The 22,085-nt window shown below is 49.1% G+C and carries 22 protein-coding genes, 1 tRNA gene and 1 pseudogene; 4 read left to right on the top strand and 20 right to left on the bottom strand.

Features of this window, described 5'->3' with window-relative positions:
- Positions 1–99: 99 nt before the first annotated feature.
- Positions 100–1,338 carry an MFS transporter gene (locus K331_RS0110020; RefSeq protein WP_226383573.1) on the bottom strand — a complete coding sequence of 413 codons (1,239 nt, stop codon included), beginning with the start codon at positions 1,336–1,338 and terminating at the stop codon, positions 100–102.
- A 196-nt stretch (positions 1,339–1,534) separates the two neighbouring features.
- Positions 1,535–1,828, bottom strand: a complete 294-nt coding sequence (locus tag K331_RS0110015; protein WP_156897637.1) for a hypothetical protein — start codon at positions 1,826–1,828, stop codon at positions 1,535–1,537.
- A gap of 234 nt (positions 1,829–2,062) precedes the next feature.
- Here K331_RS0110015 and K331_RS0110010 point away from each other — a divergent pair, with 234 nt between their 5' ends.
- The 3 genes from K331_RS0110010 to K331_RS31860 all read left to right on the top strand — a co-directional run bounded on the left by K331_RS0110010 (position 2,063) and on the right by K331_RS31860 (position 2,822).
- A complete protein-coding gene (locus tag K331_RS0110010) occupies positions 2,063–2,497 on the top strand; it encodes a hypothetical protein (RefSeq protein ID WP_028590201.1) in 435 nt (144 codons plus the stop codon).
- Between the two features lie 8 nt (positions 2,498–2,505).
- On the top strand, positions 2,506–2,661 hold the full coding sequence (locus K331_RS31435; RefSeq protein WP_318842586.1) for a winged helix-turn-helix transcriptional regulator: 156 nt from the start codon (positions 2,506–2,508) through the stop codon (positions 2,659–2,661).
- An 89-nt stretch (positions 2,662–2,750) separates the two neighbouring features.
- Positions 2,751–2,822, top strand: a tRNA-OTHER gene (locus K331_RS31860).
- 72 nt (positions 2,823–2,894) lie between these two features.
- On the opposite strand, the gene K331_RS33110 is transcribed toward K331_RS31860, so the two are convergent.
- Together K331_RS33110 and K331_RS0110000 are read right to left on the bottom strand one after the other, a co-directional pair.
- Positions 2,895–3,257 (bottom strand): transposase, encoded by a 363-nt coding sequence (locus tag K331_RS33110; protein ID WP_404821479.1) that lies wholly within the window; start codon positions 3,255–3,257, stop codon positions 2,895–2,897.
- Between the two features lie 217 nt (positions 3,258–3,474).
- Complete coding sequence (locus K331_RS0110000) at positions 3,475–4,092, bottom strand: TetR/AcrR family transcriptional regulator (protein ID WP_051289760.1); 618 nt, start codon at positions 4,090–4,092, stop codon at positions 3,475–3,477.
- A gap of 151 nt (positions 4,093–4,243) precedes the next feature.
- Between K331_RS0110000 and K331_RS0109995 the strand changes: the two genes are divergently transcribed.
- The gene (locus K331_RS0109995) at positions 4,244–4,801 is read left to right on the top strand and encodes a cysteine hydrolase family protein (protein WP_028590198.1); all 558 of its coding nucleotides are present in this window, start codon (positions 4,244–4,246) and stop codon (positions 4,799–4,801) included.
- A gap of 59 nt (positions 4,802–4,860) precedes the next feature.
- Here K331_RS0109995 and K331_RS33105 read toward each other — a convergent pair.
- From K331_RS33105 to K331_RS0109920, 16 genes and pseudogenes are all read right to left on the bottom strand, one after another.
- Positions 4,861–5,292 (bottom strand): annotated as a pseudogene (locus K331_RS33105) (hypothetical protein); the annotation flags it as partial.
- Between the two features lie 29 nt (positions 5,293–5,321).
- The gene (locus tag K331_RS32650) at positions 5,322–5,453 is read right to left on the bottom strand and encodes a DUF5780 domain-containing protein (RefSeq protein WP_226383582.1); all 132 of its coding nucleotides are present in this window, start codon (positions 5,451–5,453) and stop codon (positions 5,322–5,324) included.
- 211 nt (positions 5,454–5,664) lie between these two features.
- Entirely contained in the window at positions 5,665–6,795 is a 1,131-nt protein-coding gene (locus K331_RS0109990; RefSeq protein ID WP_028590197.1) for a stalk domain-containing protein, read from the bottom strand.
- Positions 6,796–7,219: 424 nt separating this feature from the next.
- Complete coding sequence (locus tag K331_RS0109985; protein ID WP_028590196.1) at positions 7,220–8,350, bottom strand: TolB family protein; 1,131 nt, start codon at positions 8,348–8,350, stop codon at positions 7,220–7,222.
- A gap of 397 nt (positions 8,351–8,747) precedes the next feature.
- Positions 8,748–10,298 carry a sensor histidine kinase gene (locus K331_RS0109975; protein ID WP_028590194.1) on the bottom strand — a complete coding sequence of 517 codons (1,551 nt, stop codon included), beginning with the start codon at positions 10,296–10,298 and terminating at the stop codon, positions 8,748–8,750.
- Complete coding sequence (locus K331_RS0109970; protein ID WP_028590193.1) at positions 10,295–10,990, bottom strand: response regulator transcription factor; 696 nt, start codon at positions 10,988–10,990, stop codon at positions 10,295–10,297. The genes K331_RS0109975 and K331_RS0109970 overlap by 4 nt, the downstream gene beginning before the upstream one ends.
- A gap of 381 nt (positions 10,991–11,371) precedes the next feature.
- The gene (locus tag K331_RS0109965; RefSeq protein ID WP_028590192.1) at positions 11,372–11,878 is read right to left on the bottom strand and encodes a DinB family protein; all 507 of its coding nucleotides are present in this window, start codon (positions 11,876–11,878) and stop codon (positions 11,372–11,374) included.
- Between the two features lie 219 nt (positions 11,879–12,097).
- Positions 12,098–12,727, bottom strand: a complete 630-nt coding sequence (locus tag K331_RS0109960; protein WP_028590191.1) for a LysE family translocator — start codon at positions 12,725–12,727, stop codon at positions 12,098–12,100.
- Between the two features lie 277 nt (positions 12,728–13,004).
- Complete coding sequence (locus K331_RS0109955; protein WP_028590190.1) at positions 13,005–14,189, bottom strand: copper amine oxidase N-terminal domain-containing protein; 1,185 nt, start codon at positions 14,187–14,189, stop codon at positions 13,005–13,007.
- Between the two features lie 284 nt (positions 14,190–14,473).
- Positions 14,474–15,778 carry a type III PLP-dependent enzyme domain-containing protein gene (locus K331_RS0109950; RefSeq protein ID WP_028590189.1) on the bottom strand — a complete coding sequence of 435 codons (1,305 nt, stop codon included), beginning with the start codon at positions 15,776–15,778 and terminating at the stop codon, positions 14,474–14,476.
- A gap of 13 nt (positions 15,779–15,791) precedes the next feature.
- On the bottom strand, positions 15,792–16,826 hold the full coding sequence (locus K331_RS0109945; RefSeq protein ID WP_028590188.1) for a Gfo/Idh/MocA family protein: 1,035 nt from the start codon (positions 16,824–16,826) through the stop codon (positions 15,792–15,794).
- Positions 16,826–17,965 carry a hypothetical protein gene (locus K331_RS0109940; protein WP_028590187.1) on the bottom strand — a complete coding sequence of 380 codons (1,140 nt, stop codon included), beginning with the start codon at positions 17,963–17,965 and terminating at the stop codon, positions 16,826–16,828. Before K331_RS0109940 ends, K331_RS0109945 begins: the two co-directional genes overlap by 1 nt.
- 52 nt (positions 17,966–18,017) lie before the next feature.
- Entirely contained in the window at positions 18,018–19,418 is a 1,401-nt protein-coding gene (locus K331_RS0109935; RefSeq protein WP_028590186.1) for a hypothetical protein, read from the bottom strand.
- 47 nt (positions 19,419–19,465) lie between these two features.
- Entirely contained in the window at positions 19,466–20,278 is an 813-nt protein-coding gene (locus tag K331_RS0109930; RefSeq protein WP_028590185.1) for an ABC transporter permease, read from the bottom strand.
- A 1-nt stretch (position 20,279) separates the two neighbouring features.
- On the bottom strand, positions 20,280–21,134 hold the full coding sequence (locus tag K331_RS0109925; RefSeq protein ID WP_226383572.1) for an ABC transporter permease: 855 nt from the start codon (positions 21,132–21,134) through the stop codon (positions 20,280–20,282).
- Positions 21,091–22,083 carry an ABC transporter ATP-binding protein gene (locus K331_RS0109920; protein ID WP_028590183.1) on the bottom strand — a complete coding sequence of 331 codons (993 nt, stop codon included), beginning with the start codon at positions 22,081–22,083 and terminating at the stop codon, positions 21,091–21,093. Before K331_RS0109920 ends, K331_RS0109925 begins: the two co-directional genes overlap by 44 nt.
- Positions 22,084–22,085: the final 2 nt, after the last annotated feature.

Raw genomic sequence — 22,085 nt, 5'->3', positions numbered from 1 at the left:
GCCCGTTAAAGAGGATTTCCTCGATAACGGGCTACTTTTGTTGTTGTACTACAGCCTATTTTTAATATGATAGAGCCTCATTGTGTATAATAAGCTTTCTTAGAACGTTTCTTTGCCGGGTATCTTAGTGGCAGACTCCGCTGAATGGCTCTCTCTTGCTGATCTGGAATGATACAACAAGAAAAAAACCGGTACAATCGCTATTAAGCCACAAATAATCCACGACAAACGAATAGGTGCTTGATCGGATGACAGGTCTAAGAAATTGCGACTGATGATTCCTGTAACAACAAGTCCAATACACATTCCCAACTGGGAAATAGCCGAATCCAGAGATAGAAGCGTAGAACGGTACTCATTACTGATTCTTTTATTCAAGAAGATTTGCTTAGCTGCCGGGTACATTCCCCGCCCTACTTCGTAAATCAGAAAGGTCACTAATACCGGGTAAAATGTATTAAACACTCCCGCTGCAAATAACCATATGCCCAACATCAGACACGAAAAAATAAGAATGGTAACATCCTGATACTTCCGATACAGGCGCTGGACCCAAAGACTGCCTGACGTCATACACAATGAATAGCCTGCTTTAATCATCCCCATAATCCAGACCCCTTCTCCAGACAGACCAACCAATCGTGGTTGTTGAAAGGTATTCCCTGCTGAATTAGAGAAGCTAATGAACACACCAATGAGGAAGACGATCCAAATAGCCTTATTACTCATCCCTATGTGGATGCTTTCTTTAACGATATCCGTAAGCTTAAGGCTGCTTTGCCGACGTTTCTCCACATGATGCTCTACCATAAAACCCGCAACCAGAATAAAAGTTACTACGATTGAAACCATGCTGATAAACCACGGAAGTGCATAACTGTAACTGGCTAATGCAGCACCGAGTAATCCGCAAAGGATACCCGAGATATATCGGATGCTATTAGCATTCGTGAATAGTGTTTCTATCGGACGATCACTGTGCTCAACCACCCAGGATTCCAACGAGCCAGACTGTAAACAAATAGCCAATCCTCCAAAAACCTGCGCGAACATCAGTAGCCACATATCCTCGGACATTACGAACAATACACTGTAGATCATAAAACACACTAGCCCCAACAGCATAGATATCTTACGTCCGTATTTATCCGATATCGCACCTGTAGGAACCTCTAACAAGAACACACTTAGAAATAAAATCACAAGTAAGTAATTAGCCATCTCCAAAGACAAACCCTTGAAAAGAAGAAATAGAATTAATGTCGTCCCTGTAATTTCACTCATAAAAAATTGCAAAAAGCTGATGGAATAGAATAATTTGTGAGCTTGGATGTTCATAACTTTCCTCTTTCAAACAGTTGTATATTTCGAAATTTAGTTGCTTCCATGCCACTTTACAAGAACGATTTCCACATGGAAATTGCCTTTGCGTATAGAATTATATAAAGTGGGATCGTATGAGAAGCTACTTTGGGAAATAAGAACTCACGCTTCCTGACAAAAAAACAGCCTGTGCAAAAGGCTGTTCTGACAACTATTCGGATGGTAAAAGTTTAATCCGTGGAGTATCTTCTTGCTTATAATTCGGGAGCAGTTGAACGGGAGCTTTTTCTTCATCGGTGATAGGAACTATCAGCGGATTTTCCTGATCAAGATTGTTTTCAATTGGAATGTAGCCATCATTTAAAGCTACAGAGGAACCATTATTTATTTCTATTGATCCAACAGGCTGTTGATTAGTCGTAACTGAGTTTCCATAAATCAAGATAATAGAAAGAAACAAAGTACCTAAAGCTATATACATGGTACGATGTTTTTTCATCATCATTCCCACCTCATTAAATTGACTTATATTTCTATCTATATTTTACATTAAAGTGAGTGTATGGGCTACTTTCATTTTCCTGAATCCGTGAAACTACTGATATGATTCTATTAGAAAATAGCCATGAGGTGGAGTAAGATAGAGGAAAAAAACGATTTCCTTGGTTTTCTCGACTTCACCCCGGAGGTGCACCATGAATCCTGTACGTTTCCAACTGGATCAATCACTAGAGTTTCCTTGACCTATAAGAAAGTCGACGGTTACGCCCCCTCCTTTGCCTATCTGGGGCAGGAGGGATATGGCATCAACGTCAACTTGCGCGAAGGCAGCACCCATGTACAAAAAGAGGCGGACACCTTTTTGTTGCACAGCCTGGAGTTGGCCAGACGTGCGACGGACCAGCCGCTGCTGGTGCGCATGGATGCCGGCAATGACGCTTTGACGAATCTGAACCTCTGTTTGGAGCACGGTGTCGACTTCATTGTGAAGCGCAATTTGCGCAAGGAATCGCCGGAGGAGTGGCTGATGATTGCGAAACAAGATAGCATGTGTTGTGAAGAACGAGAGGGCAAGCCAGTCTATCTGGGCGCGATGGACTGGACCGATCGCAAGTTAAGCCGACCGAGGTTCTCATACAACAACTTCGTGAACTCGAAAAAGATGGTATTGTAGGTCGGCATGTGTATAATCAAATGCCTCCAAAAGTTGAATATTATATAACGGAATATGGAATCACAGCTAATAAAATTATTGATGTCATGTGTTCTTGGGGCAGACATAATATTAAAATACAGCAACAGCAAGGTGAAGAGGTAAAACTATTGGAAAATAATTAATATTAAACTAATATTGATCATTCATTCATATCTCATCCCCAAATTTTTATTGCCTTTCTGTCCTCTTCTGTGGTATTAAATCCCGTTGCAGGACGGTAGTACATCGGGAGAGTACTATTTTGAACAGGGTAGGGGTATGGGTTCGAACCCCATCCGTCCTATACAGAAAACTCCTTGATATTCAAGGAGTTTTCTGCTGTTATCCCTAGCGTTAATTGAGTAGTTGCTTTTTTCTAAAAGTCCGGTGAAAATGTGTCTTTCCGTATATTGAACCCGTGGAACACCTCCCCCAATAAGGCGAGAAATCGCAGAAAAGAAGCGTGTACAGGAACGTTCTTGTGCCCTTCCCTCGACACTGCGTATACGGAACTACCGGTCAGAGGGCGTTGCGCCTTAAACCGGCAGAGCCGTTTGAGATTTTGAACGATAGCCGTCCAGGTGGCCTGCTCTTGCAGGCGATCCAGCCCCCGGTTTCGAGCGCGATCCAGGCCATGGATGCCCTTGGCCTCCGCAAAGGCATGTTCGCAACGGGATCGCATGTTTTGAATCTGGCGGTATCCGCCGTGAAGTTGGAAGCGTTTGGCTTCATTGTTCACTTGGATCTGCTTCACCTTCGCTGTCCGCTTGGCTTGTTTGACCGGATCCTTGGTTTGACGGGGTTAGACCGGTTCTTCTTACAGTGTCAGGTTGCGTAGCGAGACCAAGGGCAGGATGCCGAGCGCACGAAGTTCCATCAGATACTCACCGACACATGACGCATCAAGTCGGCAAAACCACAAATAGCCGGGATACATCGGCAACGTAGCTCAGCTGTTATTGCGGCGTGCTGCGAAGACCATCGCGGAGGATTTTTATAACCTGTTCTGGATATACTCCGGTATCTCCGCTAACCTGCAAGATACCAGTAAACAGAATTCGAATGTCTTCAATACTCGCATCGGATCGAACGGCACCGTTTTGTTGAGCACGGGTAAAAAGCAGTTCGACTCCCTGCCAAAATTCTTCGACAATCTCCAAAGGCTGATTCTGACTCGGGCTACTGATGACTATAGCGTCGATAATAGCTTTGTTGGCGATTCCTTCTTTTATGACGTTGGCAAAATAAGTGAAAAACGCTTCGCCTGGATCGCGATCTTTAATTTTTTGAAATGCTTCTTCGATTAGGCGCTTTTTGTGATACACCATCACCGATTCGATCAATTCTTCTTTTGTAGGAAAATGCCGATAAATGGTACCTACGCCTACGCCAGCATGGCGGGCGATCTTTTCCATTGATGCCGAAATACCCTCGTTCATAAATACATGATGAGCCGCTTTGAGCAGCTTATTCCGATTTTGTTTAGCGTCAGCACGCATACTTTTTTCGAAAAGCCGGTTCGCAATGGGGTCAAGCGTACTGCCAGTATTCAAGGTTGCATTTTTTTTCGACATGTTGAGTCACACCTCGTTCTCTGTTTCATTTCTTCTTGTGCCTAGATGAAATAGTACAGTATAGAATTCATATTGACAAACGGAGAAACCCCTCCGTATAATATAAGCAAACGGAGATGATCCTCCGTTTGTGACGAAAAGGAGGATAATCATGAATAATAGCGCTCTATTAATAATGGACGTACAGAATATAACGGTGGCATCTTGCGTAAAAGACGAAAGTGCGCTGCAACCTTTTCAGAATGCCCTTGCAGTAGCACGCCGTCATCAAATTCCTGTTATTCATGTGCGGGCAGCTTTTCGGCCGGGATATCCCGAGATTCATTCCCGTAACAAAATGTTCAGTAGTTTTGCGAATTGGGTGAACGCAACGAATTCGGAAACCGCTTTGGAAATTCACAAATCCGTAGCACCTACAGATGACGAATTGATCGTGAACAAGCTGCGAACCAGCGCGTTTTCTGGAAACGATCTGGAGATTATTCTTCGTTCAAAAGGGATTAATACTCTTATTCTTGCGGGAATTGCTACAAGTGGCGTTGTTCTCTCGACGCTGCGCGAAGCATCGGACAAAGACTTTATGATTAGTGTATTATCCGATGCCTGTATAGATCCCGATCCTGAAGTTAAGCAACTGCTTATTCAAAAAGTATTTCCTATGCAGGCAGAAGTGATCACTGTTGAAGCTTGGAAGACTTCTCTGAGATAGGAAGACAAAACAGGTAGAAAGAAAGCGATCAGACCGAACTATGGCCAGGCCGCCGCATTTTACATATTGTTCGAGCCCCCTCTTCCCACTCCGTAAAATTCTCCGTATCGTTCCACATCCCGTCGAACACGTCCGTCCAATCGGCACGGAAGCATCGTGAATCGCGACCAGCACTTCATTGTTTTCTTCGCTCGAAGCGTCCATATAGTTTGCCGGCCTACACGTTTGGAATACGAGGCGCGAATGAAATACCTTCGCGATGAAAGATCACGCATGGAAAGAACCAGGGCGGAGGGGATGGCCGCAGGTGAGCGCAAAAAAAGCGGTGGAGGTTGCCCGAATATTGTCGGGCATGGGCTTGGAGCCTGTTGCCGTGCCTGAGAAGCATCCGGTCTGTCAGGTTCTCGACGTTTCGGTAACCTCTTGCCCGGCGCTTGTTTTTGCTCCTGAATCCGCACCTGGTCTACGGCGTCGCCCACAAGCTTCATTACATGGAATTTATCATTTCAGTTGGGTTTCACTATTGAGGTGCCATGTTTGACTTCAAAGGTTTTTCTTTGTACTCGTCAAGCCAGTAATTATAATATTCGTTCTCCAAAATTGTCCCATCGTAATATTTAACATCTATTACACAAGAAAGAACAGTTTTAATTTTATGATCTTCATTTTAAATAACCGCCAGCTTTTCATGCTGGCGGTTGTCTGACTAGTATTATCTATCCTGCATTAAATACACGTTGGGCTATTAGCTGTACAGCAAGAGCGAACCCATTTTCATCTTCTGGATGTCCGATAAGTTCTATCCCCACATTTTTTTTATCTGGATGAAGTTGTCTGGATGCAAACGCCAACGAACATCCATCTTATTTCAATCTGGCCACGCCTACGGCGATCTGCTCCAGCTGTGCCTGATTAAGCTTATGATCCGGAGAGCTAAGCGTAACGTAACGATCATCCAACTCGAAGGTAAGCATGGCTGTATCGCTTGGCGTATACCATTTAGCCTTTACACCATTGGAAAGCGTCACATTCTTGCTGTCGTATTCGTAGGAGTAGTCTCGTGGTGAAATACTTACGTTCATGTGCTGGAAGCGGAAGGTCACGCCGTCTCCCCCGGCGGCTGCCTTTTGGAACGTGTCGCCTTTTGCCATCTGCATAGGTGCGTATGCTGTCTTGAAGCCGTCAAATTTTGCAAACTCCGCCTTAATGGCCTTACGCTGAGCCTCGGTATATTTTACTTCACTCATCTGTTCTGCACCTGCTTGAGAGCTACTCAGCTTCGTTACATTCGCAGCTACCTTCTCCAGCTCCGCTTTACTCAGCTTGCCGTTCGGGGAGCTAAGCGTTACATAACGGTCATCCTGCTTCACGGTCAGCATAGCTGTATCGCTTGGGGTGTACCATTTTCCTGTATGTCCGTTCGACAATGTCACTTCAGTACCTGTGTAGCCTGCGGAATAATCCCGTGGAGATACGTTAACCGTCATTTGTGCGAAGATGAAGTTCACTCCATCATCCGTTGCGACTATTTTTTGCAGCGCATCACCTTTCTTGATCAACTGTGGTGCATAGGCCGTCTCGAATCCGTCAAAGTCTGCGAAAGCCTTTTGAATGGCTTCCAGTTGGGCGGCTGTATAGCTTGGCTTCACCCATGTGTCTGTCTGACCATTGCCATTCCCGGGGACATTGTTCGTCGGTGCGCCAATCGTAATAACTCCTGTCTTGCTGTCGTAGGATACTGGCGCTTGCAATGCCTCCGATAATGCACGAACAGGCAGATATGTGGTGTCATTGTACAGGATGGGTGCTAATGGTTTTCCGTTAGCGTCTTTTGGTTCGAATACAGAGCCTTTCACGTTGAAGCTGATCTTGTTATTCAAGTACGCCTGAATAGTCTGGAGGTTGGTTCCAGCGTAGACACCTGCTGCCCCCGTCAAAGTCATGCCCACAACCATCATAGCTGTGATGGATTTCTTTACATTGTTCCTCTTCATATTAATTAGCTCCTTTGTCTATACCGCCAAATGGCGGAAGTAATGTGATTGTAACGATGTAGCTTGTTGTTCCTTCCTGATGAACTCAGTATAGAACCCCCATATCTCGAAAGCATATCCAGCTTGTATCGAACTTGTAACACTTATACGCTCTTGCATGAACTTGCTCTTGGTTGGACTTGCTCTGGTATGATCTAGTACCCGCCTGTTCACGATATGAATGAATTAATATATAAAAGGTAAGATAAACTTCTATCGTCGTACTTTCACAGAAGACAGACCGCCTTTAGCTGAAGTTTTTCTTGCGATAATCGAATTGCTCAGCTCCGCTGAAAATTCATAAATTCTATTATCTAAAAAAAGAAGCTGCTCGGCATAAAAGAATGCATCTGCACTCCATTACAGCCGTAACAGCTTCTAATGTTCATTTGAAATCAATAATCTGCGTCATTGGTAGCCCATCCTGACCATCAATGGTCACGCCAAGACGCGTACCAGACGGGTTCCAGCTCAGCGGGAACTGTGGAAAATAATTCAGCCCGATTGGCGAGACCTTGCCAGAGTCCGAATCCAGAATATACACCCCGTTCATCCCCCTTGAATCCTCGGTATACAGAGCTGCAGCCAGCTTGGTAGAGTCTGGAGACCACGCGATGTAAGGAATCAGATCCCCCTTGGCGATCAATATACTCTCCGCACTACCATTGCCGTCGAACATGCGCAGCTCACTACCTACTTGCCCCGGTACAGGAGTCGTCTCTACAGCAAGATGCCTGCCATCCGGGGACAATTCAAAATTCACTACATTCTTCAACAGCTCAGTAGGTTGTGCAGTACCGGGTTGTATCTGCTTCAGGACTCTCTTGTTATCGGTATAATAAATCCGGTCCTGCCCTGCCCCAAAGGTCGTAAAGCTATCCAGCTCCGGGTCCTGAAATGGCAATGGCGTAATCGTACCATCCACATGAATGGAGAGAATTGGGCCGGGCCCCTGCATAGAGCCTGCTGCAAGCACATAGGTATCGTCGTTCAACCAACTACCCTGCTCCAAATAGTTCTTTTCATGGAGTTCGGTAACTTGGCCCGTGCCTCGGTTCTCAATAAAATTACGTGCAGTATATTTATCTTGCCATTGCTGGATGAAGCTATATTGACCATCTGGAGAGACCTGCTCCTTGCGAACCATATTCGAATCGACCTGGTCTGTAATCGCAGTCTGTTCATTGCTGTCCAGATTGACCTTCTGGGAGCTATATTCATATTTTGGCTCTTCGGTCGCTGTACCTGGCTTAAGCAGCTTGGTCAGGCTAATCTGCAGCTCATCATCGGATAACCACTGCTCAATATTGGCACCCTCCAGCCGATGAATGGCTTTTACCACAATCCCCTGCTCCGGCTTCGGACCAGAGCCCTCTACAACCGTCAATTGCCCTTGTCCCTCGGGGGCATCCTGATCTGCTTGTCCCCATGGAGACTGGGCAGCTGCACATCCCATCAGCCCTGTCGTTAACGTTAGGGCCGCCCCCAGCTTGAGCATGACAAGTATGGATTTCATATGGATTCCCCCTTTCTCCATCCTCCACATTCCTATTTCATGCTTCCTTAGGTCGTAGTTATCATCGCTTCACTTGCATCCCTCATCATGTCCAAAGGTACTCCTGACCTAATACGCTTATTGTGTCCAATCCAATGCATTCTTCTCGCATGAAGCTACCTTCAATGCTGCCTTCCCATAGACCGGTAACTTCCACAGTATGTTAACATTTCCCCCTAGTAGATCAACTATATGAAGCCGCTGCAATCGGTGAACCTGTCGACCTCTGTTAAGCTTGCTGCTTGCTTCGATAATAATGGAGCGATGTCTCCAAAGCATATCCAGCTTGTATCGAACTTGTAACAGAAGCGGCGATACAGCAACAGGATACATCGACAAGACGCAGCAATGGGATACATTAATAGGCCTCTGGATCAGACGGAGGATCACCGGGTAAAGTAATCATGAAATGTGAGCCGTCAGGCCCGGAGGCAACCAGCCTCACTGATCCGTGCTGCTTCGCCGCCAGACTTCGCACCAAAGGAAGACCCAGTCCTGTCCCCCCTGTATCGCGGGAACGATCATCGCTCACGGTATAAAATGGCTCAAAAATCCGCTCCTGTAGCTCCTGTGGTATCCCGATTCCTGTATCCTCGACCTCGATGATCACGCTTCGCTCGCCGGAGTCAGAGATCACTGAACGGTTGGACAGCTTGACCGTCCCGCTAGGCCGATTATATTTGATTCCGTTGTCCAGCAGATTGACCACCATATGCATAACATTATCACGATCCACCCAGGCCGTATCCTCATTTAACGCCGAAGTCAGCAAGATTTCACGCTGCTCTGCCTTCATATGCAACCGATTCAATGCCTCCTCCAGCAAAGGCCGAATCTCCACTCGGGAAGCATTCGTCTCGAATTCGTATACATCCATTGCAGATAACTGCAATGCCTTCTCGACTAGCGCATAAAGCCGTTCTGCCTCCTTGCCAATCTGTGTACGCGCGTGCTCCAGCAGAGCCGGATCATCGCTATACATGTCCAGCAGATCCGAATAAGCAAGAATCGACGTCAATGGCGTCTTCAATTCATGGCTGATATTCCCGATAAATTGCTTCTGCTGCTGTTCAAGCTCCTGCAGGCGAATAATGGCAGCAAGCAGCTTCTGCTTCTCCTCATTCAACTCGCTGACATAGGAGGAGATCCGGCCACTCATATCATAGATGCCTTGCGCCAGCTCGCCTAGCTCGTCCTTCCGCAGGGCTGGGGGCTCGCTCAGGTAGCGGCCCTGTCCAATATCTCGCGCAGCCTGGTTCAGCTTGCCAAGTACATGCACTTGCCGCCAGACATACCCATACCCGATCAGAAAGCCTGCCACCAGAACTGCCGCACCGATCGCCATGAAGAGTCGCCTAATCTGGCTGTAAAAATCATTCTGCTCCTTAAGCGAATAATGGAACTGTACCGTGCCGAGCAGCTCATCCACATTGTATAACGGTGCCAGATATAGCAGCTGCTCACCCTGTGTTATATACGCTGACTGTCCTTGAGCTGTATGCGTGAGTGCGGCCTTCACATCCGTTAGCGGCTGAATCGGCAAGGACGTGCCTGCGAAGCTACCGTCCGGATCGTATAACGTCACCGCCATACCACTTTGCCCGCCCAGATCTACAGCCAGACGCTGACCACTTTGCTCCATGAAAGCCTTCGGTGTTACGCGCCTGCCAGTCAGATAGGCCTCACGCACGCGCAGGTTGGCCGCATCCGCTTGGTGGGCCAGACTTTGCTCCATGCGGGTCCGTTGATCATCACGGATGCCCGCTAGCACCAGAATGCTGAGTAGTAGAATGACGAAGGCTAGCAGCAGGGCCAGCAGCAGAGCAATCTTGCCTTTCAGGCCAATATGAAGCCATCTCCTACGCTGCAAACGTGATGAGGATGCGGATGGATGGCCGGAGCGGCTCATGTAGGCAGCCTCTTGCTTTTATAGCCGATGCCATAAACTGTCTGAATGAGTTCTTGCTGCTCCCCTAGCTTTTTACGCAGACGCTGCACATGGATGTCTACGGTACGTGTACCTCCGGCGAAGTCCATCTCCCATACCTGCTCCAGTAATGCCTCCCGAGTGTACACCCGCTCGGGGTGCCCCGCGAGCAGAGTCAGCAGATCGAACTCCTTCGGCGTCAGCTCCAGCTCCTGTCCGGCTACCTTTACTGTGCGGCTCGGCACATCAATCCACAGCGCACCCAGCTCAATCCGTCCCTCAACAGTCGCCTCTGATGCAGGAGGCTCTTGACGGTGGCTGCGTCTGGCCAAGGCTTTGACTCTGGCGATCAGCTCACGAATATCGAACGGCTTGGTCATATAATCATCCGCTCCCAGCTCAAGTCCCAGCACCTTGTCAACAATGTCATTCTTGACCGTCAGCAGCATGACGGCTGGTCTAGTGCTGTCATCCAGCCTTTTGCATACCTCATATCCGTTCAGCTTGGGCATCATCACATCCAGTACCATGACCTCCGGCTGGAAGGCCGCAACCTGCCTTAGTGCCTCCTCCCCGTCTGCAGCCGTCTCGACCGTGAAGCCTTCCCGACCTAGCGCATAAGCAATAGCACTGGAGATACTAGCTTCATCATCCACGACAAGCACCTTGATCATGTACACTCCCCCTTTTGCTGGAATTTCGTTGAATGTATTTTTGAATATAAATATGCTGGATTAGTTACTGCTCCGGGTCCTAGCAATTCTGAATTTTTAACATATGCTCTTAGTCGTGTCACTAACAGTACTATAATAATTCCCATAGAACAACGGAGCAAATCAGATGTACTGATGAACGAACAGCAAAGGACAGATGAACTGTCATCTGTCCTTTTAGCGGTGTACCTTCAATTAAACGCCTTAATAACTTGGCAGCTTAATCATTAACGTCGTTCAATTTTCATGACGGTAGGGACTACTTCACCAAGCGAATGATCACTCGTTAAAAAAAGCCTGCCGCTTCACTTAGAGCAGCAGGCTTAATCTTGATTATCAACACTACGATTTGGCTTGCGCCGCCTTCATGGCTGCCGTCTCTTCCTCGTTCGGCCCGTATATACCCGGTGCTACCAGCCCTGCCTGACGCATCAGGATTGTGAGTTGGGCACGGTGGTGAATCTGATGGCGAACAAGCGTGTTCAACACGCCAGCGACAGTCGTGTCAATGACGCCGAACAATTTGATCGGCTGAGGCAGCTTGTCATCCTGATCCGCCCAATGTGCGCTCAATTCTGCAACTACCGCCTCGCTGGCGCGGCGATACGCTTGTGCGATTGCTGATGCGGAGCCTTCCTGAGGAGCTGGAACCTCCTGTTGAAGTCCGATCTGATTTACAAAAAAAGGTACGCTCTGCACGATATGCCACGCAATTTCGCCAATCGTACGAAGTTGCTCATTCGATACCGCCTGGCTCAGCGAGGTGTCTGTCAGCTTGTCCAGCACTTGCAGCGTAAGCGCAGCTTCCTGCTTCCAATCGTTCAAAAATCCATTAATAGTCGTATACATCTGTTACACTCTCCTCTAATTATAAGCTTCAACACATGTGAATTTCCTAATTTAACACAGTTTTTTAGAAAGACATGCCTTATTATTATATCGGAATCAGAAAGATGTTTCCAAAAAGGAGTTTAGTCCGCATAGTTATGATCGATTCTATATTGAATTCCGCTCACTTCCCATCCCAACTTGCAGATTGGATGAATGGGCTCCGATAAGCGTGTCTCCCTAGGCGGCTTTGGTCTGGAAGAGCTTGATGCCCATGACGATAAAAATCAGGCCAGTAATCTTGTTTAGAATCAGCTCTACCTTCGGATTCTCTCGCAGCTTGTTCGTAAGTAGCGCTGAGAAGAATGCCACAAGTAAGCACCACAGCGTGCCCGTCAGGACGAAGGTAAGCCCCAGAATTATGAATGGCAAGGAACCATAAATCTGGTTCGGAGCAATGAACTGCGGAATGAACGAGATGAAGAAGAGCGCGACCTTCGGATTGGTCACATTCGTAATGAGTCCCTGAACATAAATCTTTTTGTAGGAGGCTTCCTTTTTGTGCGCCAGCTCAAAGCTGGACGAGCGCTGCATCAGCATACGAATGCCCAGATATACCAGATACCCAGCCCCGATCAGCTTCACTGCTGTGAATAGCATAACCGACGTGGTCAGTAGCAGCGATAACCCGACAGCAGCCAAAAAGGTATGTACGAGGATGCCCGAAGAAATGCCCAGCACAGAGTAAAAGCCCGCCTTTTTCCCCTGAGACACGCTTCGACTTACGATATACATCGTATCAGCTCCATGGGTGAAATTCACAAGCAAAGCCGTAATCACAAACAGTCCAAAATGTGTAATACCTATCACTGTTCCCCACTCCAATCCCTAGCTCTTGTTATCTGTCTATATTAAATTTAGCTCATTCTATCATGAAAATAGGAGAAGAGCTTGCATGTTATGCATACATATCGAGATTTTCCAGGCAAAACATATGTAAGGAACGAAGGTAGTCTGCATAGCAAATACATAGCGAAAAAAAGCCGAATTCCTGTTATGGGGAACTCGGCTTATGAATGTTACTTGTACATTCCGAAATCGCACTGACGCTGTCGGTGGCCACATGCTTTTATGAACTCGCACCACCTTAATTAGTAACATCATCATCATTCAGATGCACATAATAACTATAACTCCAACGACCGTTAGCATAATCCATAAAAATCAAAGCTGGAAATATCGACTGTTCCTTGTCTTCACCCTCTCTAACCTGACTCCATTCCATAGTCGCTTGGACTACTGCTTCCCTTTCACCGAGAAAAACTACTCGCTCGTCTGAAAGCTGATACGTAGTATCGGTATTATTAAAGCCGTATTTAAAGGTGTGCTCCCATGAGAAAACACCCTCACCCCAAGTCTGAATCTCGGCTGGGGAAGTATATTGACGTGTCAATTCTAAATCCTCTGCGTTATAAGCCTTAAAATAACTAGCTAGATCAGACAAAACCTCCGCCTGCTTCTTGTCGGAATTCTGCTTAATAGCCGCTGCCTTGGCATCAATATCGCTGGGAAGTGTCCATTGAAACAAAGTTACCTCAGATCTAGCCACCTTCCACATTCCATCTTCCCATCGAATCTCCAAATTGTATTTATGTAGTCGATTCAGCACATCTGTGTTCTCAACATAGGTTACGTGCAAGGCTGCTTCCGTAGCAGATGTGAATTCAATGTGATCTACAGTTGCAGTGTACTCCCGAAGAGGCACTTCTCTATACAACTCATACGATTGATAATCGTAATCCGATGAATAGTATCCCCGCTCAAGATTATCGAAAGTCAGTAGATCTACACTAAAAGTCTTGTCATATTTCCAGACAAGCTCTCGAATAGCTTCCATCTGGCCATCACCATAAGGATTCATACTAACAGTCTGCTTGACGGGGTCATATTCCACAGAATGCTCCATGATGTATCCGAGCAGCCGAACATAAATGAATGGTTGGTCATCCATTACAAAAACGGGCGTATCCATATAATAAATCCGACCATTAAATTCAATCGTATCATCGGTAGCCCAGAAGCTGAGCTCATGTCCATTAACTTCCGTTATGAGTTCCTGAAGCTCTGGATCATAGGACACCTTATAGCCGAGCTTAGAGAAGAATTCCTGTGCTTGTACATACAGCAGCCCCTTCTTCATGACTGTGTGCACTCCGACCAGTTTGTCGTGATTAACATACAACTGCACGGGCTTCTCAGCAGCCTTTGCGACTCCCGGCATCGTTACAGCTAGAGAAATAGAGAATAGTAGACTCCAAAGCTTCCTTAACATACAACACTTCCTAACTACTTGATATATTCCTAATGCCTTGGCTCTACACTCGTATTCAATCTAATGAAGGCACTAGGTTCACTAGTTATATATCGGCAGATGTGGAGCTTTAAGGTAGCCCCATATTTTATGACCCAGCTCCGTCCATGTAAGCTTCAAGGTGATGAGGCTGCCATTTGGGCAGCCTCATCACCTTCTCCTCTAATAGCAACAGGAATCTCATCTTTTAATGTAAGGGAAGAACCGTACGAATTATTGCTTTAAATACAGAATGTGTATTCTTGCTAGATCTGCTGGAGCGTATTCGGCACGATCAGACGCTGATGACGCATAGCATCCTTCGCATTACCAGGTTCTCGGATCACATATACCTGCCCACCGGCTGCAAGTAGCTCTGTTGGAGATGGATGACCCAGAAAATCAACAGGGCTATAGCTGAGTCCGTACGCGCCCGCATTAGGCATCACAATGTAGTCGTCCTCCCTGATGAGTGGCAGCTTCGCTTTCCGAACAAGACAATCCTCGGGAGTACAGAGGGGGCCAACGACGGTGATTTCCTCCTCCTCCTGCCTGGCCTCTCCGGCTTTATCCACGTCCGGCTGCTGCTTGTCTGCGCTGAAGACCTTTACCGGAAAATTATCGCGCAGCCTGCGTCCCCGGAAAGCTGCGGAAGCGTAATGGTTCATGCCTCCATCCGTGACGGCAAACTTTTCTCCTTTGGATGTTTTGGTATACAGTACCTTTGTCACATACATTCCGGAACAGGCGACCAGGTACCTGCCACTCTCAATAATCAGACGGACGCCTGGCATACGCTGCACCGCCTCTGCCGCCAATCCGTTGAGATACTGGAGCACTTGATCCATATCAAGCGATTGTTCATGAGGAAAATAAGGAATGCCAAAGCCGCCGCCCAGATTAATGCTATGAATAGGCAAACCGTATTTCCCACCAATCTCCCCGGCAAGTCTGACGGTATTCGCAAACGATCCAATAATCTCCTCCGCTTTCAGCATCTGAGTGCCTGTGTAGATCTGGATGCCCTGAAATTGAATATGACTACATTCCTGCAAAGCTGCAAAGAAAACGTCCAGTTGGGATTCATCCACACCAAACGGGCGGGCTGCCCCACCCATTTTTATCGTCGCCCCGGATACATCCGCGTCAGGATTAATGCGGACGGCTGCCCGCACATGGACACCGCTTCGTGCCGCCACTTTTTCCAGCAGCCGCAGCTCGCGGACCGATTCAACATTGACGCATCCGATTCCTGTCTCAGCAGCTTCATTCAGCTCGGATTCCGTTTTCCCCGGTCCGGCAAAAATGATATCCTTCGGCTCATAGCCTGCTGTAAGAGCTGTATATAGCTCTCCTGACGATGCAATCTCCGCCCCGCAGCCAAGGGAGCAGAGCAGAGCAGCGATGCTGACATTTCCGTTTGCCTTCAGCGCATAATGCAGTTTGACTGAAGGATGCAGACGGGCGAGTATACTCCGTACATGGGAGTACAAGGCATCTCCGTCATATAGAAAAAACGGGGTCCTGTGGCTCCGTGTTACGGACAACAGTTGATCATCGGCTAGATTCACGAAATCCTCTCCTTCACTTCACCCTGCTCTGGCGGGCCGATTGGTAAATGGAATCCAGCAGCCTGATCCGTTCTGCCGATTCCCCGAAAGGAACAGGAACAGCTGTCCCATGGACCATCCGGCAAAAGTAATCGAGCTGATTCACATAATAATTCATGGGCCCGAATTCGGCTTTGGCGGACAGCTCACCGGACCGGCGAATACGCAGCGTCATTTTATAAAACCCAAGATTCGCACGGAAGCAGTCATTCAGCGAAACGACCGCATCGTCGAAGGTCAGGGTGTGGGAGCAGCGGTAAGGTCGCTCGAATGAGCATAGGGCCGTCGCCCTCAAGCCGTCCGGGTACTCCGCCTGCGCCTGAAAGCTCCAGTCACAGCCGCCCGGCCCGTCGAAGGAGGATTGTCCTTGAAAGCTGGCCCCCTCCAATCCAACCAGCGTCTGCAAAAACTGCAGCCAGTACACACCCAGATCTCTGAAACAGCCCCCTCCCTGCTCCGGACGGCTGCGGTAGTTGTCTTTATGCCCGTTTTTGGCCGGGATGCACAGACTGGTCTCTACCGAGCGTAGCCTGCCGAAGCTACGGTCGCTTACCATAGTACGGAGCTTGTCCTGCCAGGGATGATGCCTGACCATGACCCCTTCTAGCAGGTATGGCCCACCTGCCCGCAGGGCCGACTCGATCAGGTCCAGTTCATCTGTGTGCAGGCATAGCGGCTTTTCGACCAGTACGTGCTTGCCTGCGCTCAGCGCCCTTGCAATCCATTCCGCATGCAGATCGTTACTAAGTGCAATATATACGGCATCGACCTCACTGTCGTTTAATAACTCTGCAGGGGTCCGGTGCACCGTGCGGATACCGTACTGTTCAGCCATCAACTCGGCTTTTGCGGCAGTCCGGTTCGCAACGGCCACAATAGCCGAATGCTCCACATAGCGGGCAGGCTCAAGCAACGCACGCGGCACGATGGACGAGCAGCCAATGACGCCGAACCGGACGGGCTCTTCAGCCGGGGAAGGCGGCACCCATGCTTCTGCGGCAGCATTCATCAGCTCCCCTCCTCCAGGACGGGAACGGTCTGCGCAGAGTACAGGCCAAGGCGCTGAGCCAGCAGCCGCGAGCATTCCGGGGTCCGCTCTTTCGTTTCCAGTATGGCTGTATGCATCTTCTCCAGAATATCCGCACCGCCTCCGTATTCTGAGACCCAGCGCTCGTAGCGGATGCCGAATCCAAGCTTCTCCCACAGATCTGCATTGTCTTTCTCATGCGCACCGAAAGGCTCCAGCATGATCAGTGGTGTCGCGGATGCAAAGGAATCCGTCATGGTTCCCCCTCCTGGCTTGCTGACAATGGCCTTCATCTGACGCTGCCGCACATACAACAGGTGATATTCCTGCTCATTGCGGTACAGGACTTCTTCGCCAGAGTGGACCTCGGCAAACGGAGGGAAGCTATGTCTACCGTCCGCTCCTGTCTGCCATGTCCGCCATTGCGGATCCATCCGGTAATATTTGCGGCTACCGGCCTGTGCGTCAGGAGTGTCATCGTTATACAGCATCATATCAAGCCCATAGCCGGCCGCTTCCAGCTCGTCCAGCTTGTCGCGATAGGTGCCCATACCCCAGCCACCGCCATGAATGAACAGCCGATGCTCCCGTTCCCTGTAGGGTACAAGGGGAACAGACACATCGATATAGCAGTTTATGCTGCCTGTGGCATGGTCAAACAGAGTAAGCTGACCGCAGCCTTCAGCAATTTGCGGCCGGTGGCGCATTAAATTTTTCCAGGAAGGGGATGGCGTAGAATCCATGTACAGCAGCTCAATGTGCATAGGAACCTCGCCCCGCCGGGACCGGTATTCCTCCAGAACGTACATCCAGTGGCCTGACAGGCAAATAAAATGGCGTCGATCCTCCTCGCACCATAAGGACAGAAGCTGCTCCAAAGCTTCCGGATCAATGGACTCGCTCATATCTTGCGGGATTTTTTGTGACATCAGTGCGATCTTGAAGTTGTCATGATAGGCTTTACGATTCTGGTCCACCTTGGTACGCGCCGATTCTGGCAGCACATTCTCGAATACATGAACGGCCGTACCCATGCCAAGTCTGCTCAGTCCTGCTTCAATCAGCAATCCGGGCGTGTAGAATCCCAACCCGAAACCGGAGCATAATATCGTAACCTTCATTTCCCTTCCTCCCAGCTTTTTCGAAATATGAATGTCTGTTCACCCATGCCAGCTAATTTAATACAGCAAACTGATTATCAGCCAAAAAATGCTCCAGCCGCTGAGTCAATTGTGCCTTTCTGTCCTGATTCTCGGCAATCATCGCCAGGTAGAGCCGCCCTTTTCCTTTTCGTCCCGTGTCTGTGCTTCCATTCATACCCTTGGCAGGATTGGGCGTATCCCTCCCCCCTGTATTCACATACAGCGTATTGGCCGACAGCGGCATCACGCCCTCTTCACGGCTGTCCGTGAACAACAGCTTCGCCTGCTCCAGCTTGTCCAGCAGAGCCTCGTACGATAGCGCCCCCTGATGGGACAGCGTATAATTGGTCATGCTGCCAAGCAGCGAGCGCTCCGTCAGGCACACATCAAGTTGGTGCTTGATCAGGCTCATGGAGCGCCGCGCATTAATCTCTACAATTTCTTCAAGGCTTCCGTCTCTGAGCGTCATGGAATCGACACACACATCCCCGAAGTAACCGTCCGCCCACAGCTGTCTGCCAATCGCCTTCATGAACGAAAAATAACCCTTATCCTCCAGCATCTCCATAAATCCTGCATCAGGCAGCAGCGACTCTCTGTAGGAAAAGCTTGAATTGGCCAGCAGCTGCACGGATACAATCTCCACCTCACCTGCTTCGGACACAACAAATTGGCAGGAAAAATCCTGCTCCTTCTCCAGAAAAGGCTCCAATATGAAGCATACTCTCTTCCCCTTCCGCTCCTGCTGCCTCAGATACGCCACGATCCGTTCCAGCATTTGTAGTGAAGTGATATGCAGATTGCCCTTGCCGGATACGCCAAAATCATCCTTTACCAGAAAAGTGCCTTCCATTAACAGCGTTCGCCCTTCCTGCTCCAATTCATCGGCACTCGTGACGATCTGGCCGGGATTGCTCAGTCCAAAGCGCTCTTTCAACCTGGAGGAGTAAGTCTTAGCGTTTACTTTGCGGACCGTCTCAAGAGGCGGCTGGTGAAGGCGGATACCCCACGCTTTTGCCGCCTCCTCCGTGTAAGGAAGGTAGGCAAACGGGGCGAGCAGGCCACCCTGTACATCCGGCAACCCCGGCATACCGTCTTCCCGGCGCTGGCACAGCAGCTCGAAGACGGAAGCAGATGAGCCTAGCACAACGGTTTCATCACGGAAACAGGACAGATCATGCGCATTGACAGCAGGCCTGAAGCCAAATCCAGATATATACTGCCAGTGTACAGGGGACATGGCGTAACGGGTAAGCAGCACATCCTCCTGCCCACAGAAGCAGAACAGCAGCTCATCCATGGCGGCGACAATCGCCGCACCAGACCGATCCGGCAGAGTGGGCAGGGACGCTGTATCTGGATCTTTCCAATAAGCTTCCGCCTCAAACGTTCCCATATATATGCGCTTCAGTGCAGGTACATCCGGTGTCATTCACTCTTCCCCCCTAGAAATAAGAATGTAACTCCTTCCCGCTCCAGTCATTGACTTGCGCTTGTATAGCCGCGCAGCGCGAACTGCCAGACCAGCCGCACAATCAGCAGGAGCCAAATCGGGACCAATACAGCCCACAGCAGCAGGCTGCCATTCATCATGCCCAGTACAAACATGGGCGGAAAATTGCAGATGACGAATATGGGCAGTACAAAAATGCCGATTCTCTGAATGAGCTTGCTGTATACTGACATCGGCACGGTATTCGTGTCGAACAGGCTGTTTGATAATTCCGTCACCCCGTTCGTACGGATGGTCCAGAAACCGAGCATTTGCGGTAACAGGAAGACCGAATAAGCGGTGAGCACACCGACTGCCAGCAGCAGGGAAAAGCCGCTAATTGCCTCCCAGGTGAACGGCAGTTGCAGACGATGCCAGCCGACGCCTGCCATAATGCCACCTCCAACAACATTCGGGATGGTATAGCCCAGATTGAACTGTCGCAGGGTGACAATGAACTGCAGGGAGACCGGCTGGGTCATCAGCATATCCAGCGAGCCTGTGCGGATTTTGGTCGGCAGCCCGGTAAAATTGCTATAAAAAAGCCCGCTGTACAGGCCACTCATAATCGTGAACACTCCGATATACAGGAGCACTGCATCCGGGGACCATCCGTTGATGTCCGTGCCTGTCCGGTAAGGGACCGAGGCATAGAGCAGCTTGATCAGCAGGTAAGCCGTCTCCACCAGAAATGCAGTAATAAAATTAATCCGATACTCCATCTGCGATATGACGGAAAATTTGACGAACCGCATGTACAACCTGACATAGCGGACACACGTCCGCAGCAGTTTTTTCATGTTATCCTCCCACCGCTACGAAGCGTCTGACACCCGCACGCCAGACAATCCCCGACAGAATCAGGAGTACGGCAATCCAGAAGGCCTGCAGGCCGATGCCTGCTGCTATGAGGGAGCCGCTCAGTTTACCTGTTACCGCATTGACGGGAAAAAACACCGTATAGGCAAACGGCAGCATGCTCAGTAGCTTTCCCACCGCCTCCCCAAAAATCGTCAACGGGAAGACGGTTCCGCTCACAACGTAGATGACGAGGGACAAGGTATAGAACAATCCCACGGATTCCGTAATCCAGAAAGCCATGCCGCTAAGCGTATAATAGATGAGGAAGTTTAGCAGCAGCGCTCCGGGAAGGGTCAGCATATACAGCAAAAGATGAGTGATTGAAAAGCTGCCGCCGCCCCACAGACTGAGCCCGACCAGCATACAGACAGCACCTGTCCAGATAACAGCGCTCTGCACAGCCTTGGCCCCGACAAACCGAAAAAGACGGTAGGCAAAATAGTGCACGGGCTGTACAAGAAATTTGCCAAGCCCTCCCTCCTTGATATCCTCCGCAATCTCGTATTCAAAACCGGCTGCAATCAGCCTGCCGGTAACTGCTGCCATTACGGCGTACACGAGCATTTCCTCCAGGGTGTAGCCGAGCAGCTGCCGTTCACCCGAAGAGCCAAAGACAGCAAGCCAGAGAAAAATTTGCGTCATCAACGGCAAAATGAACGAAAATAGCTGCAGCCAATAGTTCGTCCTGTACTCCATCTCATTCTGCATGCCAAGTAAAAACACTTTGACATACTTGTTATGTTCAAGCGGATTATTTCGCATCGGCCCATCTGCCTTCGTTGTACAAATTTTCAATGCCTTCCTCCAGCGGGACATCCTCAATCGTAAAATCTGTAACAGGCAACGCATCAAGCACCTTTTTCGACCATCCGAGTGTGTCTTCCGCATCGACCTCAAAAACAACCTCCAGCTGGCTGCTTGATCGGACACTTCCCAGTCCCGCGAGCTGCTTCGGGGCTACGGGCTCGGTCAGTCTGACTTTAAGCAGCTTACGGGCCCCCAGCCGCTCGTTGATGCTCTTCAGATCTCCGTCATATACAAGGCTCCCGCCACTGATGATCATTACCCGTGAGCATAAATCCTCGATGTCCTTCATGTAATGACTGGTCAGCAGCACCGTCGTTCGGTGCTGGCGGTTATATGCCTTGAAGAATTCCCGAATCCTGCGCTGGGATACCATATCCAGACCGATGGTCGGCTCATCCAGCAAAATCACCTTCGGCCGATGCAGCAGCGCGGCAATCAGCTCCATTTTCATGCGCTCTCCAAGCGACAGACGCCGCACCTGCACATGCAACTGCTCCTCCACACCAAGCAGCGTGACTAGTTCGTCCAATGAAGAGCGGAATTCATGGTCGCCGATTTCGTAAATCAACTTATTCAGCGCAAAGGATTCGCTTGCAGGCAAATCCCACCACAGCTGGTTTTTTTGGCCCATGACGATGGAGAACTGTCGCTTGAATTCCTTCTGCCGTTTCCAAGGCGTAAATCCCAGTACGGAAGCTTCACCACTGCTCGGATGCAGAATGCCTGACAGCATTTTCAGAGTTGTCGTTTTGCCCGCCCCGTTCGGCCCGAGAAAACCGACCATTTCACCTTCCCTGACGGAAAAGCTGATCTCCTTAACGGCTTCCTTGGCCAGCTTCTCCCTGTGGAACAGGTTTTGCAGCGATTTCCGCACACCCGGTTCTTTTTTGTAGTACGTAAATGTTTTCGACAATCGATTCAGTGTAATAACCGGCAAAA

The organism is Paenibacillus massiliensis subsp. panacisoli DSM 21345, from assembly GCF_000426545.1.
In the GTDB taxonomy this organism is placed as follows: domain Bacteria; phylum Bacillota; class Bacilli; order Paenibacillales; family Paenibacillaceae; genus Paenibacillus; species Paenibacillus panacisoli.
This window is presented reverse-complemented; position numbering and strand designations above follow the sequence as displayed.